The sequence below is a fragment of the Caballeronia eucalypticola genome (assembly GCF_047608185.1).
Lineage (GTDB): Bacteria > Pseudomonadota > Gammaproteobacteria > Burkholderiales > Burkholderiaceae > Caballeronia.
Genome location: NZ_JBLKRU010000004.1, coordinates 115,548 through 130,435 on the forward strand (window position 1 = coordinate 115,548; position 14,888 = coordinate 130,435).

The 14,888-nt window shown below is 58.1% G+C and carries 18 protein-coding genes and 2 pseudogenes; 11 read left to right on the plus strand and 9 right to left on the minus strand.

All coding sequences use genetic code 11. The features are described from left to right. Positions 1–364: 364 nt before the first annotated feature. The 3 genes from ACMX25_RS06895 to ACMX25_RS06905 all read right to left on the minus strand — a co-directional run bounded on the left by ACMX25_RS06895 (position 365) and on the right by ACMX25_RS06905 (position 2,318). A complete protein-coding gene (locus ACMX25_RS06895; RefSeq protein WP_414948818.1) occupies positions 365–601 on the minus strand; it encodes a hypothetical protein in 237 nt (78 codons plus the stop codon). 470 nt (positions 602–1,071) lie between these two features. Further along, positions 1,072–1,326 carry a hypothetical protein gene (locus ACMX25_RS06900; RefSeq protein ID WP_414948820.1) on the minus strand — a complete coding sequence of 85 codons (255 nt, stop codon included), beginning with the start codon at positions 1,324–1,326 and terminating at the stop codon, positions 1,072–1,074. Between the two features lie 224 nt (positions 1,327–1,550). Then, positions 1,551–2,318: a YrzE family protein gene (locus ACMX25_RS06905; protein WP_414948822.1), complete on the minus strand. Its 768-nt coding sequence runs from the start codon at positions 2,316–2,318 to the stop codon at positions 1,551–1,553. Between the two features lie 211 nt (positions 2,319–2,529). Between ACMX25_RS06905 and ACMX25_RS06910 the strand changes: the two genes are divergently transcribed. After that, positions 2,530–2,712: a CsbD family protein gene (locus ACMX25_RS06910; RefSeq protein ID WP_089161944.1), complete on the plus strand. Its 183-nt coding sequence runs from the start codon at positions 2,530–2,532 to the stop codon at positions 2,710–2,712. Between the two features lie 200 nt (positions 2,713–2,912). Here the strand turns inward: ACMX25_RS06910 and ACMX25_RS06915 are convergent, their stop codons facing one another. Both ACMX25_RS06915 and ACMX25_RS06920 read right to left on the minus strand, forming a co-directional pair. After that, positions 2,913–3,494, minus strand: coding sequence for a pyridoxamine 5'-phosphate oxidase family protein (locus ACMX25_RS06915; protein WP_414948825.1), 582 nt, complete (start codon positions 3,492–3,494; stop codon positions 2,913–2,915). Between the two features lie 34 nt (positions 3,495–3,528). After that, positions 3,529–3,786: an ATP-binding protein gene (locus tag ACMX25_RS06920; RefSeq protein WP_414948826.1), complete on the minus strand. Its 258-nt coding sequence runs from the start codon at positions 3,784–3,786 to the stop codon at positions 3,529–3,531. Positions 3,787–4,134: 348 nt separating this feature from the next. Here ACMX25_RS06920 and ACMX25_RS06925 point away from each other — a divergent pair, with 348 nt between their 5' ends. After that, on the plus strand, positions 4,135–4,911 hold the full coding sequence (locus ACMX25_RS06925) for an EAL domain-containing protein (RefSeq protein WP_414948827.1): 777 nt from the start codon (positions 4,135–4,137) through the stop codon (positions 4,909–4,911). A gap of 857 nt (positions 4,912–5,768) precedes the next feature. Here the strand turns inward: ACMX25_RS06925 and ACMX25_RS06930 are convergent. The 3 genes and pseudogenes from ACMX25_RS06930 to ACMX25_RS06940 all read right to left on the minus strand — a co-directional run bounded on the left by ACMX25_RS06930 (position 5,769) and on the right by ACMX25_RS06940 (position 8,429). Next, positions 5,769–6,225, minus strand: a pseudogene (locus ACMX25_RS06930) (GNAT family N-acetyltransferase). A 279-nt stretch (positions 6,226–6,504) separates the two neighbouring features. After that, positions 6,505–6,654, minus strand: coding sequence for a hypothetical protein (locus tag ACMX25_RS06935; protein ID WP_414948829.1), 150 nt, complete (start codon positions 6,652–6,654; stop codon positions 6,505–6,507). Beyond that, on the minus strand, positions 6,651–8,429 hold the full coding sequence (locus tag ACMX25_RS06940) for a hypothetical protein (RefSeq protein ID WP_414948831.1): 1,779 nt from the start codon (positions 8,427–8,429) through the stop codon (positions 6,651–6,653). Before ACMX25_RS06940 ends, ACMX25_RS06935 begins: the two co-directional genes overlap by 4 nt. A 135-nt stretch (positions 8,430–8,564) precedes the next feature. Between ACMX25_RS06940 and ACMX25_RS06945 the strand changes: the two genes are divergently transcribed. The 4 genes from ACMX25_RS06945 to ACMX25_RS06960 all read left to right on the plus strand — a co-directional run bounded on the left by ACMX25_RS06945 (position 8,565) and on the right by ACMX25_RS06960 (position 9,802). Next, positions 8,565–8,912: a YrrC family ATP-dependent DNA helicase gene (locus ACMX25_RS06945; protein ID WP_414948832.1), complete on the plus strand. Its 348-nt coding sequence runs from the start codon at positions 8,565–8,567 to the stop codon at positions 8,910–8,912. A 15-nt stretch (positions 8,913–8,927) separates the two neighbouring features. After that, positions 8,928–9,128: a hypothetical protein gene (locus tag ACMX25_RS06950; RefSeq protein WP_414948833.1), complete on the plus strand. Its 201-nt coding sequence runs from the start codon at positions 8,928–8,930 to the stop codon at positions 9,126–9,128. Between the two features lie 379 nt (positions 9,129–9,507). Next, positions 9,508–9,621, plus strand: coding sequence for a hypothetical protein (locus tag ACMX25_RS06955; RefSeq protein ID WP_414949056.1), 114 nt, complete (start codon positions 9,508–9,510; stop codon positions 9,619–9,621). After that, positions 9,596–9,802 carry an AAA family ATPase gene (locus ACMX25_RS06960; protein ID WP_414949057.1) on the plus strand — a complete coding sequence of 69 codons (207 nt, stop codon included), beginning with the start codon at positions 9,596–9,598 and terminating at the stop codon, positions 9,800–9,802. Before ACMX25_RS06955 ends, ACMX25_RS06960 begins: the two co-directional genes overlap by 26 nt. 272 nt (positions 9,803–10,074) lie before the next feature. On the opposite strand, the pseudogene ACMX25_RS06965 reads toward ACMX25_RS06960, so the two are convergent. Beyond that, positions 10,075–11,366 (minus strand): annotated as a pseudogene (locus ACMX25_RS06965) (methyl-accepting chemotaxis protein). A gap of 321 nt (positions 11,367–11,687) precedes the next feature. On the opposite strand from ACMX25_RS06965, the gene ACMX25_RS06970 reads away from it, so the two are divergent. From ACMX25_RS06970 to ACMX25_RS06990, 5 genes are all read left to right on the plus strand, one after another. Next, a complete protein-coding gene (locus tag ACMX25_RS06970) occupies positions 11,688–11,930 on the plus strand; it encodes a helix-turn-helix transcriptional regulator (protein WP_414948834.1) in 243 nt (80 codons plus the stop codon). Beyond that, positions 11,927–12,253, plus strand: a complete 327-nt coding sequence (locus tag ACMX25_RS06975; protein WP_414948835.1) for a hypothetical protein — start codon at positions 11,927–11,929, stop codon at positions 12,251–12,253. Before ACMX25_RS06970 ends, ACMX25_RS06975 begins: the two co-directional genes overlap by 4 nt. Before the next feature lie 476 nt (positions 12,254–12,729). Continuing rightward, positions 12,730–13,608, plus strand: a complete 879-nt coding sequence (locus ACMX25_RS06980; protein ID WP_414948837.1) for a ParA family protein — start codon at positions 12,730–12,732, stop codon at positions 13,606–13,608. A gap of 31 nt (positions 13,609–13,639) precedes the next feature. Next, entirely contained in the window at positions 13,640–14,167 is a 528-nt protein-coding gene (locus ACMX25_RS06985) for a hypothetical protein (RefSeq protein ID WP_414949058.1), read from the plus strand. A 2-nt stretch (positions 14,168–14,169) separates the two neighbouring features. Beyond that, positions 14,170–14,862: a lytic transglycosylase domain-containing protein gene (locus ACMX25_RS06990; RefSeq protein ID WP_414949059.1), complete on the plus strand. Its 693-nt coding sequence runs from the start codon at positions 14,170–14,172 to the stop codon at positions 14,860–14,862. Positions 14,863–14,888: the final 26 nt, after the last annotated feature.

Here is a 14,888-nt window from a genome sequence, read left to right on the forward strand (position 1 = left end):
CGATATCCGGCGGAATTCGTCATGGAGCCGTGGGTTGCGTTGGCTAATAGCGGCTGCTTTTATGCGGCACCGAATTGTACGGGAAGGAGACGCGCTTGTGCGTTTGGGCGAATTTGATCTGCTACAGAATTGCTATCGCAAGGTGGGAGAGGTAGGCGGAATGAGAGGTCGGGCATCTCATTCCTCCCCCAGAACCATCGCCGCCTTACGACAATTGGGGCGGCAGCTTCGCGTCGCCCCCTCAGGCCTATACTGCAGAGTATTACGGAAGAACTTAATAAGCGAGACAGGTATGCCCTCGGAAACCATCGCAGAAGCAATCCCAAAGCCCAGGGAACAGACCGAAAAGTCTCTAACAAAGTCCTTAAAGCGGAGCATCGGGATCGGGCGCAGCTTCTATGAGCTCATGCATTTCGTTTTGATGCAGCCAGATTGGATCTGCACTTCGTCGGATGAACTCATCGACATCGATGCCATCAATTGTCTCTGGTCGTCTAATTCGCACTTGTTTGCCATTCCTAAATACAAACATGAACTTCCTTTTTCTTTCCTGTTTCGCGACCTTTTGAGCAGCTGAGAGCTTCTTCTTTTTTCTCACCATTTTGCGAGGATCCTTAATCGGCCAAACGCGGAATTAAGTGGACCACATCGGCGTCGTCAGGATGCCGATGTGGTCCCCAATCGATACATATTATTCCGACTTCTCAGACCGTCAAAAGTCGCTTCGGAGCAAATTTGGGGGGAGGCCCGGACGTCTTGAGTAAGCCGGTTACTGCCATGCGTGAGGGACGCGCGTTGGACGATCCGTAAGCGTCCGATTTTGACCGTCTAGATTTTTTGGTGGCATCGCACCCTATGCTTTCGCTGGGCACAAATTTCAGTGTGTCCACAAAGGGAAATGAACCGACCACTCTGTTCGTAAAAATGGCTCGACCAACGAAGGCCCACATAAGAGTCGCCTTCGTTCATCATCTCTGTCAGCTCACTCACGCAGCCCGCTAAGCTTGAACGTAACCTAGCAGGACGTCGATCGGTGCCTCCAAATCCGCTCAAGCCTGGACCCCGTTGGCCTTAGGTACGTGGGCCGTCGACAGGCGCTTGCTGAGCGTGCTCCCGCGCCAACGCGTCCTCCTTGGCTTTCTCTTTCGCCATATGATGACCCGCGATGCACCCTCCGGCTGCGCCCAGCACTGCGTGGCCTTTACCGACGTAGTGGCCAGTCACGCCGCCCACGACAGCACCCTTCAGGCATCCCGCAGCCTGAACCTGGGACGCGAAGCTCGCTGCTAAAAACGCGACGGCCAGCATTGCAGATTTTACTTTCATCGAATTACCTCTTCTTTATCAGAGTGATGCTCAAGGTCCTTGAGTTCACTAAGGAACACCCCGGGCTCTTAGTCAGGCAACTTTGTAAGCTCACCGTTAGCCACATATCCGTTAGCGACATATTTCAGGACCAGCGCTTAACGTGCATGACACAGGAAATTCAAACGCGTCGTCCCCACGTCAAGCTAATCAATGGGGTCAACCACCACCCATTTCAATCCCGATCAAAGCACGGCCGGCCGTGAGCGTAACCCCAACCACCCTGTAACGCCCGCGACCGCAGCACCGATCAAAAGAATCACGACCGATCCCCACGCCGCCGTCGATACCCCTCGCGCCGCCGATGCCGCCGCCTCACGCGCCTGCTGCTCTGCCTGCACTTTGAGTTGCTGATACTTGGCGAGCGCTGCGTCATAGGTTTGCGCGTAGTTGTCGACGATCGCCTGCGCTTCCTGGTGCGACTTTCCAGTGCGTGCCGCCACGATGTTCACCAGCGCGTCCCTGTCCGCTGCATCGAGCGCCGGCTGAGCCTTTGCCTTGACGCGGGCAAACCATTGCGAGAGATCGTCGCTGCCGCTTTGCGGGGTCGAGCTCGCTTGTTGCGCCGTTTGAGTCGCGTCGCTGGCTGCGCTTTGTGCCGTCGCTTTCAATTGCGAAGGCTGCAAAGCGGTCTTGCCCGAATCGCGCAGCAGGCCATCCAATTGATCCTGCAGGCTGGTCCAGTTGAAATCGATGCCGCTTTGCTGAAGCTGGCCCTTCACGCCAGACGCAAGATCGGGCGCGGCGGCAGCCACACCACGGCCGACCATCGACAAGCCGCCGCCCACCATATTAGCGGCAGCGCCTGTCACGCTGGACGCGAACGAGGCGAGCAACCAGGTGGTTGCGACCGTCACGACCGACCACGTCAGCAAGCCGTGCAAGACGCCTTGGCGGGGCGCCGTGCGGCCACTGACAAATGCGCCGACGAAAATGGAGACCAGTGTGGTCACGGCGAGCCATATGCCGACGCCAGTTCCCGCGCCGGACAATGGATTCTTGGCTAATGCACTAGGCGATCTGATGCATTTGCGCCTGTCGGCAATCGAACTGATCGAGCACAATGAAAGCGTTCGTCGGGTTGAGGGTAATTGACAGAAAGCAGGCGCAGTCATTCATTCCTCGACGTACGTTTAGCACGCAAGCTCTCTAAAGGAAAACGTCATGGATAAGAATCGGGTTGAAGGTGCAGCCAAGCAAGTGACCGGCTCCGTCAAGGAAGCCATCGGCAAGGTCACAGGCAACAAGACGACGCAAGCCGAAGGCGCTGCGGAGAAAGTCGCGGGCAAGGTCCAGTCAAAGGTCGGTGAAGCAGCCGACGCCGTGCGAGACAAATTCAAGAAGTAACTGAAAATTAGCACGCTGAAAGCCGACCGGTCAGGTCGGCTTTTTTTGCTTGGGGTTAGCCGGGGAATCTCGTTGCAAGGAAACGCGTCGATTGAGTTCCGCTAAGTCGGAGGACGAACTTTGGAACTTTCACCACACCGTTTAGTCTTTTGAGCCCCCACGCAATGTCGGGTTGCAAACTTGAAAAAACCGATTTCGCTTCAGGGCGCTATCCAATTGCCAATCCATTCGTCCCCTGCGCGAGAGAAACTTGCACGCTTGTGGGCAACGGGCACTGATAAGTCCAACACTTCGAGTGCTTTCAAGATCACTCGAACGATGCAGAAATTTTCATAACCAGCAAGGCGGATATCGTGACCATCAGGTTGCGCGGCGTGTGCATCATCAGGGCGCTCGATAGACGTCCCAGGCGGACATGGAGTTCGGTAGGTGACAAGACTGTGCGGACGGCTCGCGTCCCACGCGTGCTGTTTATCCGGCCCTTCGGCCAGCACTGATGCAATGCCCTCTAGACGAATCTGGATCATGCCCTCGGGGTCATATCCTACAAGGGCTATACGAGGGTCGGCGCGCAATTCAGCGATCTTCCCGGATCGGACGTCGGTGTAGAAAGCGATAAGATGCTCCGCCTCATGAACGTGGCGTAGAACAACGGTCCTAACCGATGGAGCGCCTTCCCTGCCAATCGTGGCGGCCTGCATGAACGTGAATGGTGCCCTCCCGTCACCGGCCCCTGCGCGAAGATAGTCCCATGCGCGTCCTTGAAGCTTTATTAGCGTCACCTTCTTGCTCCTTCATCAAATGATTCACTTTGCACTATGAGCAATGCGATTGCGCAAACCTACCCACACTAGACGCTAGCATTGTCCCTCCATGCAGTTCGATAAGGCTTCGACTAATGGCTAGTTCGATACCAAGCCGGTCGCTCCCGGCGTTCGTTCCGCGCGTGGCGGTCGAGAAGAAGTTGAAGACGTATGATAGCGATTCGGCCGTCATTTCCATGCCCGTGTCGCTCACGCGAATCTGCAGCACGCCACTTTGATTTTCTATCGCGAGCCCGACAGAGTCCCCCATGATCTTTCAGCGCGCAAGTACGCGACCCAGTGCTGTTGCCGTTCGTCGATTCGCGGCTGACCGCGTTAAGCGCATGCCTCGCCTGGTGTCAGGTCTCTGTCCAAGTAGGTCAGCTTACTGCCGGCAACGGCGGTTTGCATTTTTGCAACACAATCGACGACCTCGAAACGACTGAGCAAGCCAACAGTGATGGCTATTATGAAAACAGAGTGCTTGGACCTCGAGGCGGGCATTTCGGACACGCGCGAGTTCCACTAAAGAAATAATGCCTTCTGTCCGATAAAGAGAAGACGAAAGTGTAGCAACTGGCAGTTGCTTGCCTATTCAATTTTCGTGAAAATGGTCAACATGATCAAAATCCTTGACGCAAGCGAGCCGGCCGTACGAACTGGCCGCTGCGGTGGTTGCAATACCGGCGACACGGCACAGATCGCAATGGCGTTCGCGTTTCAACCCATTGTCGATCTGACGTCTGGGCGGGCCTATGCCCACGAAGCCCTTGTGCGCGGCCCAAATGGCGAATCGGCGGCATCGGTGCTGTCGCAGGTCGACGATTCGAATCGTTATAACTTTGACCAGCGTTGCCGCTCCACTGCAATTGCACAAGCTGCTGCGTTGGGAATGGACAGCTTCCTGTCGATCAACTTCATGCCGAACGCGGTCTATCAACCTGCCGCATGCATCCGTAGCACATTTGAAGCAGCCGAAAAACACGGCTTTCCGATCGACCGGATTATCTTCGAGACAATCGAAGGTGAAAATATTATCAGCCGTCCGCACCTTGTAGAGATCTTTCGCGCGTACAAGTCGTTCGGTTTTCAGACTGCGATCGACGACTTCGGCGCGGGCTATTCCGGCCTTACGCTACTCGCAGAATTTCAACCGGACCTGGTCAAGCTCGACATGGCACTTGTCCGAGGCATCGACTCGGATTCCGTGCGTCAGCGAATTGTCTGTGGCGTACTAAGAATATGTCGGGACCTTGAGATCCGCGTGATCGCCGAAGGTATCGAAACGCAGGGTGAACGCGACTTTCTCGCAGCGAACGGCGTCACGCTGATGCAAGGCTATCTTTTCGCCAAGCCCGCGCTCAATGCTATACCGCCGATAACCGACGCAGGCTGACACCGACGTCGGTACTTAGCAGCGTGGCGCTGGACCACGCGGAAAGTCGCCTGGTCGAGTACGACCTTTGGTGCTCGCGGATTCGCTGCCATGAATACTGCATATGGCTCGAAAATAAGCACTGTTCGGCTTTCTCGTCCAACCCCTACCCGTCCGTTTTGCCTCTGCGGAACAAAGCGAACGCCTTACTATAGAAGCCGTCATTGCATCTCGGTGCATTGAGTCGGGTCACACTTTCTCGTTCAGGACATTTGACGATCCGAGGCTACTGAAGGAAGCAGGATCGATCGAGTCAGACTGCCCGTCGCCTTCATGCGCCATGCTATCGTTGCCGGTGCTTGGTCTCGTTCTTGGCGAGCAGGGATTGTCGGGAAGCGATGATTGTGCCTTGTGACTGCGGAAATCATAGACCGAAGATTATGGAAACTGTTGCGTTTATCTCGACTGAGAACGGGGACGACTTGATTGTGTCCTTTTCGGTCATCGACCCAGCGGATCCGACTGAGATCGAAAGCCTCACCCTTCTGCGCACGCCGAAATACGAACACCTGCTGGCAGACTCGGAGCGAGGAGTGAGCGTTTCGTTTGGACGGTACGTAGAAGACGATGAGGAATTGCTGGAGGAACTCCACCTTGATCGAAAATCATCCGTAGTCCGCCTGACAACCAGTGTGCGGAACTATGAGCTGGATCTTCGAAAGGTCGACGAGAAAGAGGTGAAGGCTATGCGAAAGGTGCTCTCTCGGATGAACCATGACCGCCGGATTAGGCTATTGGGCATATAACGAGTTCTTCGATCAGACTAACTTCTGCAGCGGACACCAAAGACCGGCCGCTCCCTATGAATGCGGAACAAACTAGCTCTCTACTTTGGGCTGGCTCGGCTCACGCACGAAGTAGATGTCCCATTCTGCTTCGGCAGTGTGTATGAAGCCATACCGCTGGTAGAAGCGGTGCGAATCACTGCCGCGCAAAGAACCTAGGCAGCTCGGCATGCGTTGCGCGTCGGCGTTCGCGAAGACATCGCGCGAGACGGCTGCGCCGATTCCTTTCCCTTGGTGCTCCCGGCAGAATGTAAAGGTGGTCCAAGAGCCAGTGGTCTTCCTGTGGGCGAAATAGGATCAAGCCTGACTGAACACCATCGAGCTCTAACAATTGACACAGCGCAGGGTCGAACGGCGCGAGGAAGCGCTCGAGAGCACGTTGCGGGTCGAAACGACCGATTCGCTCCAAGCTTTCACGCATCGCGGCGATACGAACGGCAACCAGCGTGTCGGCATCGGGTTGGGTTGTAGTGGGGGAAGCGATGTTCACCGGGAACGGCGTCTGATCAAAGGTTTGTGTCGGCAAGGCTTACTCTTCTGCGAGTGCATTCGCTTTGATTTGATTGTCGACGATTTCCGCATTGATCTCGAAGGTCCGCTCGCTGGACGAGCCCGACCGACATCTAACCGACTAGCCAGACCGCGGCCGCTCTGTGATGCGTTTGCATCTGCCGCGCCGTTTGCGCTCTTCGATGAAGTTAGTCGAGTGTCTCAAGGTCGGGATTTTCGGCGCGCTTGTGGACCCCAGACAAAAGGCAGACGAATACCTTCACGTATCCCGGCTTCCTAAAACCCGCTTCACCGGGAACCGTTTGTCACCGTTCGCGCTTTCCCGCACAAACAAATGTTCGTGGATTTCGCGGCCCGTCGCTTTCGCGAAGATCGGCTGCATATGATGCGCGTCGAGGTAGCGCTTCACGTGGTCATACCCAACCCCAGAATGCGGACTAGGTTCCGGAACTTTTCTTCGTTTTCAAGCCGGACCACCAGTTGTCGATCACCGGCGCGTAGGCACAAACCGGCTGTTTCCTTGCGCGTGGCGATCATCGAGGCGATTTCAGCGTTCTCACAATCGATCAGCAATGCAGTTCCCAAGATTTTCAGTGCTTTGCCCTGCTTCTCAGTGGTCTTGATGAAGGCCTCCACCGTTTCTGGCAGCGGCTGGTCTTCGCGGGTTTGCAGAAACGCTCGAAGTTCGGCAATGTCGTGCCCTTTTTCAATAGCTCCGACAGCTTTTTGACGCTCCAGCCGCCAACTTTTTTCCGCTGCCTCTACGGCCCAGGTATCGAGTGTCAGGGATTCTTCCGTCGACAGGCTTCCGCCGACGACATTCACGTGCAGACTGGGCAAGACAGACAGCTTGACGCTCGGCTGGATCGCAGCGGGCGTGTAATCGTCAACCAACCCGAGGCAATAGGCGCCCAGCGGCGTTACGCGGAAGTAGATCAGGCCGTCGTAGCGGCTGAGGAATTCCAGGTCGTCCGTCCCCCACAGGTCGCCAAAGTCGTTACGCGCGCCAGTCGCTTCGATGTAGGCGACATCAATGATGCCAAGGGCGGCGGCGTACTCGTGCAGGAAGCAGAGCAGATAGCGAAACTGCAGAATTTCCCAACTATGATCAAAGCCGTTATTTCCGAGGCTGCCATATTGCGGGTCGCTGATGTAAAGCTTCCAGGGGTCGTGCGTGACATCAAACGTGTCACCGGTCGCCTGCATGAATCGGGAGAAGTCGTCGACGTCGACCCATGCTCCGACCGGACAGAGCCGCAGTATTTTGGTAATAGCGGCACGACGCGGTGCCACTGCGCTCATGACGCGACCTTTCGATTTCTGCCCCTTGATGACGTCGATGCGGGTGAACTCGTCAAAGAGACTGGACTTAAGCCATTTGTTCCAGATCGCGCTCAATACGCTGGCTGGGGAGGACGTCAAAGCTTTGCGCCCCGCTGTGCTCAAAGCTAGTTTGCTGCCGTTGCGTTGCACCAATCCGGCGGCCTGAAGCAGCAGGGGCCACGAGAATGCCTTGATCGGGCCGACTTCTTGATCCCGTTGACGCTCTGTGGGTTTGTGACCGTAAAAATCGCCGCCAGCGAGATTCTCTGCTAATAGGCGCTGTGTGGCTGCGCCGGGCAGTGATGTCTTGTCGCTGACCTGGATCTTGCCCTGATCCGTCAGCCGCAGCAAAACCGACAAATCGACCAGCGCATCGCGCTCGCTGTGCCGCACCGTCAGCGGATTTTCGCCGATGTTCTCCGGAAGCGTTTCGACTGTGTTCAACCTGACGGGCTCAGGTTCTGGCACGAAGGTCCTTAGTCGCTCACGCATATCAACGGGGAGGCTGTAACACCCATCCTGGTAATACAAAAAGAGGCCCAACGCCGTCGGCGGTCCATAATACGAATAGCGTCGTTCATTGTCTTTGACCGTGAAATCGGGTAACCGGCCGTATTTCGCGCGAAACCGGTTTCCATCAAAGAAACCCTCCAGCGCGTACGCGGCCTCCGCCACCGCCGTTCGCTGGATGTCGTCCAGACGATCCCAGAGTGCGCGCAGCCCGTCCCCGGCGAGACTTCGCAGGATCGCCCCGACCAGTTGGTCTTTCTTGCCGGAGGGGACGGCATCCGGAAGCCAGCGCATCAAGGATTTCAACTGCTCGATGGTGAGGCGGGCGAGCACTTCGTTCAACGTGTTCATTGGCAAAATTGGTGTGCTTATCAGGGAAGATGGTCGGCATTATCTTCGACTTGTGCGGCTCGCTCGCCCTCTCTGGCGGTAGGATGCCGATGCTCTCAACATTTTAGCTGTGGCACAACAACTCGCGCTTCATTCATGTCAGCAAGCCCGCCCAATGCCGCACCCAGGCCCGAACCGGGTCGTCTCGCGGGACTGGTCGAGCGCGTCACGTTCCACAACGCCAATGGTGGCTTGTGCGTCCTGCGGCTGAAGGTAAAGGGCGAGCGTGAACTCATTACTCTGGTCGGGCACACCCCAACCGTAGCGCCAGGCGAGTACGCCTCAGTGTCGAGTACATGGGTTACGGATCGCGAGCACGGTGGACAGCTCAAGGCGGTCTTCGTCAAAATTTCGCCACAGCACACGCTGACCGGCATCAAGCGAAACCTCGGCTCCGGGATGGTCAAGGGTATCGCCCCGTTGTACGCCGGTCGGTTGGTCTAAGCCTTCGGCGTTGCCGTGTTCCATATCATCGAGCAGACACCTAAGCGGCTTCGGGAAGTCGAAGGGATCGGTGCGGTACGCGCCCGAACGATCACCTCGGGCTGGGCCGATAAGAAGATCATCCGCGAGACCATGGTCTTTCTGCATGGCGACGGCGTCTCGATCTCCCGCGCCGTGCGGTTTTTCAAGACCTATGGTCAGTGCATATTGCGGTGATCGTGACTGCTCATTCCGGCTGAACGTGACCGTTGCGCATGAGATGGTGCTACGCGGTTAGATCGTAATATCTGCGGTCACGATGCCCCGGGATACCCAATCGCCGATACCGTCGAAGGCGTTCCAGGGGTTTTCCTCGCAACGTTAAACAACGCCGAGCGTTTCATCGTCTCACAGGTGAAGCGCCTGAAGTCTGGATCGCCGCGGTGGACCGCATTTTGACGCCGGCATGGCGATTCGGTGGGTTGAACAGAAGCTCCAGATTCAGCTTGCCAATAGCCAGAAGCAGGCGATCCGTGTGGCTTTCTCGTTATAGCTGCTGGTCATCACTGGCGGCCCTGGCGGGGGGAAGACGACACTGGTTAATTCAATACTGACAATCCCGCGCGCAAAGCAGGGGAGGGCGCTGTTGTGCGCGCCAACCGGACGGGCAGCCAAGCGATTGTCGGAATCGACCGTGCTTGAAAGTGAAGACGATCCACCGACTGCTTGAAGTCAATCCAGCCAATGGATGCTTCAAGCGCAGTGAGGAGTCGCCGCTGGAATGTGATGTGCTGGCGTCTGACGAGTGCTCGACGGTCGACTTGCCGCTGGCAAACCAGTTGCTGAGGGGCGGTGGCAAGCACCACCGCGGTGATCTCCGTTGGGGACGTGGCTCACTTGCCGTCCGTTAGCCCCGGACAGGGCCTCGCGGATCTTATCGAATCGGAGATTTGTGTTTTGACCAAGTTGAAACGTGCTCGATATCTCAGAACGACGGTAGCCTGCCGTTTCAATCTGCTCGAAACGCAAGAGTCGGCAGTCACGAAGCCGTATAACTATGGCGGTGCATTTTTCAGAGCTGCCAACACGGGTGCGCTCGCGTCGTAACAGGCTTGCGACTTCGGACTTAAATGACGCGAACGGGTGGACTGCTTAGAATAAGGTTGGCCGGTACACACCATTGTCAACGAAACACGCTTACCGCCTCCACCAGTCTTTTCGCCTGGTCATTTAAGCTTTGTGACGCGGCCGTGCTTTGCTCAACCAACGCTGCATTTTGTTGGGTTACTTGATCGAGGTGGCCGATCGCCTGTCCCATCTGTGCGATACCTCCGCTTTGTTCATTTGTCGCGAAACTGATCTCCGCGATAAGGTTCGACACCCGCTCCACCTGATGAACGATATCGTCCATCGTTTTGCCCGCATCAACGACGCGTTTGGAACCCGACTCAACACTTACGGCACTCGCACCGATCAGATCTTTAATTTCTTTGGCGGCATCGGCGCTGCGCCGCGAGCAACCTCCAGGACTGCTTTTCCCCCTCGGGCTGCTGCGCCGCTTGCCAAACTCGACAGTTGAGTTGCCTGCGTCACGGTATCTGCGTTGCTTTGCGTTGTCGCTGTCATTTGCTCCATCGAAGAGGCCGTTTCCTGGACACTCGAGGCAGCCTGTTCAGTGCGCGCGCTCAAATCGCTGTTTCCCTGTGCGATTTCGCTAATTGCATTTTGAACATTACGCACCGGCGCTGACGTCATCAATGATCCAGCGGAACATCAGACCAAGTTGACCAATCGTGCGTACCGTCATGCCAATCTCGTCAACACGGTCTAAGTGAAGAGCACTGTGCGCGTCCCTGGAGGCCACGCGCAGCGCCTGCTTCAGCGCCTGCTCAAGCGGCCGGGCGATTTGGGCTTCCAGTGCCCACGACGCGAGAAGCAAGCCGATCGTGGTCACCGCAGCGGCACTCACGAGCACAATGCCCATTGACTGAGGACGATAGGCACCAACGCGATGAGTAGCGTCCAACGGATGCGCCAGCGCATCGGCATGGACTTTAACGTGTTCGTCCACTTCCCAATGCCCGTGCGAATAATCAACCCTTTATGAAAGCGTTGACCGCCGCCTTTACCCTCACGGAAGGCGCGGTAGAGCGTTTCCGCAGCATTGATTTCTTCGCGTGACGGTTTGGTACGAACCGACATATAGCCTACTGTTCGGCTGTTACGCACGAGCGGAGTGGCGTTAGCACGCACCCAATAGTGGTCGCCATTCTTGCGTCGGTTCTTGACCAATGCTGTCCACGGCTCACCACCCTTAAGCGTCGCCCACATGTCGGCAAAGGCCTCTTTGGGCATGTCGGGATGTCGAACGAGATTATGAGGCTGTCCTTCGATCTCATCGCGGCTAAACCCGCTCACCTCGATAAACGCGTCGTTGGCGTAGATAATGTTGCCGTGAGTGTCGGTCGTCGACATCTAGGCCGCCTTTTCGGCAACGCGACAAAACGGTTAAAGTCGCATCGCCGTCAAAACAAAATACCCACGATCGGATGTTGCAGTTGACGATATCGGTCGGGCACTGATCATCACGATTTGTCCCTTCACCAGGCTCGATGCTGGACTTTTCGATGACAGATATCAAGTTGCGTGGTCAGCGCACTACCTCTCGCACCAGCCTGCCCCACCGGCTTGTCGGGAGATCCCGTCGATAAGACGGGTTTGGCTGACGGGCGAATTCGCTGCTTGAATACCCTCGCGTTCTGGCCGTCTGGAGCCGGCGCCTTCTGGGGGCAAGCCATGTCAAACAAACAAAACGAACCGCTCGTCATCCTGCGTCGGTGGCAGGTCGAGGCGAATACGGGGTTGTCACGCTCAACCATCTACCGGCGTATGCGCGTCGGCACGTTTCCACTGCCTATACAATTGGGTGTTCGGATGGTCGGATGGCGTGCCGCCGACATCGAGCGCTTCCTCGCAAATCCCACCCGCTATCGGGCTTCGCTGCCGCAATGTCCTGCCTATGCGGAGCCGAGGTCATGAGTTGCGACCTTGGTGCTTTGCCCCTTGCTGGTCGCCTCGAGAACTGGGGAAACACGTCACGCGGTGCCTTTGATCCGGTCGATGCGGCGCGGGTGACGAAAGCCTGGCAGACGTTGCATCCGAGGCACCGGGAAATGCTGAGGATGGTCTATCTCTGGCATGCACGTCGCGAAGTTGTCTGTCGGCGACTGCGCATACCCCGACGACCAGCGCAGCGCTTCGAACTGGAACTCGCGGCGGCGCGCCTGGAATTGGCGCAGGCGCTTGCCGGCAATAGCCAGAGACTCGGCAACATCGGTCAGCCTCCAGCCGGCGAAGGGTAAGACGTACGACCCTCCTTGTGGACGAGAGCGGCTCGGTTCGCCGACCGGTGTTTCGGTGGTTGGTGTCGTCGGCCGATGTCGACCTGGGTGTGAAAGCCCATGTACGTGAAAATTCTTTTGGGAACACCTAGGAACGCCTGGGAACACGTGGGAAAGCGGAAAGACCGCGAGGCGTCTGAGGGCTCTTGCATTGCACCGCGCGCTTGCCTACAGTGAAACCAACAATCTGATCCGGTCAACGTGCGAAGCACGACCGAGTACGCGTTAGCGGCCCCGAAGTACCGACGTCACTGCGACGACGTGGTGCGCCGCAAGACATCCCAAAGCCTGCATCCGCAGGCTTTTCTGTTTTCTGGCCCAATGCAACGTTCCTGCGTTGAGCCCGCGGTCAGCCTCCTCGGCGCCGCGGGTTCTTTTTTTCATCGCCCGTGACTGTCTGGTGTTTTCGGTCGGCCTGTCGATGGGAATGACTGACCATGAAAACACTTCTGATTGCAGCGGAAAAGGGCGGCACCGGCAGGAGCGCACTGCTGTGCCAGTTCGCGCATTATCTGCGCCGGGTGCGCGGAGCCAGGGTACTGGTGCTCGATCTGGCGCAGCCCGCCTGCAGCACGGCGTCGCTCACACGCACCGCCCAGGCGGTGATACCTTGCGGCGAGCGCGGGCCCGTGAAGCCGCACACGCAGACATGCAGAGCGCGCGCACCTCGCATCCAGGTACTGCCGGCGCGCAGAGTGCACGGACTCGCGTCGGAGGCGGGCGAGAGCGGCGCACGCTACTACGCGAACATGCGACACCTGCTGCGCGTGGTGGCGCCTTTCGTGGACGTCTGCTTGATCGACTGTCCGCCACTGCCCGACCCGCGCGCCGTGTGTGCCGAGGCAAACGCGGATGCGATGCTGAGTCCGATCGTGCTGTCAAGGGAAGCATTCGACAGTACACATGATCTGATCAACGGTCCGCACGGCGTGCGCAATGTTCGAGCCAGGCTCAACCCTGGGCTGCGTTTCTTCGGACTGTTGCCCAACATGGTGGAAGATACGCCGCTTCAGCGGGCACAGGCGCGGGCGCTTCAGGCGCAAATGGGTGAGTGGTTGATACCAGATCCGCGCGATCCCAACGGTTTTCTTCGGATGCCGCGCCTGGATGCGATTGCACAGGCACAGGCCGCAGGGGTGTCGGTATTCGATATCGCCTCGAGCGACGTGCCAGCACGCCCCGCGTGGCGCGCGGTGCGCCACTGCTTTGATGAGATTGCGCTTCGGCTGGACAGCGTTGCCGCGTGCGGGCCGGGCACCTGCACGGAGGGTGACCCCGCTGCTAAGCCTGGTCCAACGGAGATGGCCCATGTGTAACGTGTCGATCCGTTCATGGGCGTCACGCCTCATGCGCTGCCTATCGCTGGGACTTGCCTGCTTGATCGGCACCTCGGTGATCGCACCCAGGCTCGCCCATGCCGACGACTGGGGCTGCCAGGTGATCCTCTGCCTCGCCAATCCGGGTGGCTCGGAACAGTACGCCGAATGCGTGCCGCCGATCGAGAAACTTTGGCGCGCGTTGCGACATGGCGATGCGTTCCCGACGTGCGATTTCGGCGCAGGTGGCTCGCGGAGGACATCCGCGTCGGACACCTTCGCCAGTGCTGAATATTGCCGTGGGGATCTTCTTTACTGGGGTGGGCCGGAGCAGAGCGAGCTGCTCTGTGGTGCGCGCGGCGCCATCAACATCGAGATCGACGGCGAGCTCTACACACGGGTCTGGTGGGACGCGGCTGGCGAGGACCGGACTATCACGGAATTCTACGGTGCCGGAAGTACCGAGGCACCCTACGACCCGACGCAGTCGGCCCGCCTGTTGATGGAGCGCATGCAACGCGAAGAGGGTGGTGAGGACGATGAGGCAGGAGGCCGCTGATGATGGCGTTCGACTTCATGACGCTCGCGCAGCAGTGTGCCCCTCAGGTTTCGCCGGCAACAATGGCGGCGATCGTGCGCACCGAGTCCTCGTTTAACCCCTACGCCATCGGCGTGGTGCACGCCCTGCTGCTGCGCCAGCCAGCCAGCCTCGAGGAAGCCACGGCCACAGTGCGGGCACTGGAGGCGAGCGGGTGGGACTACAGCGTGGGCCTGGCACAGGTGAACCGGGCGAACTGGTCGCGCTATGGCATGAGCGTGCAGAACGCATTTGATCCTTGCCTCAACCTGGCCGCTGGAGCCGCCATTCTGCATGACTGTTACGCACAGGCGCGCAAGTCGCGCTCCGACGTCCAAGGCGCACTGCGAGCAAGCCTGTCCTGTTACGCGAGCGGTGACTTCGCAACGGGATACAGGACGGGATATGTGCAGCGCGTGGTCCAGAACGTGGCTGATAGCGTGTCCGCGCATCTGGTCCCCAGCGTACCGGCGATCGACCCGGCGGTGAGCCCGATCCCGGTGACCCAGGCGATTCCCGTCGTGCCGCTGGGTCGCGGTGGTTTTGCGCAGCGGGTGCAGCGCCCGCTCCCGGCGCAACCGGCTTCTGCTGATGCTCCGGGGCCACAGTTACCCCAGGGCAACCCACCGGGGAAACCGCTGGGCGAGTCCTCGGACATCAGCGCGGTGGTGTTCTGAAGCCTAGGTGAAGGCAAGGACCTGCT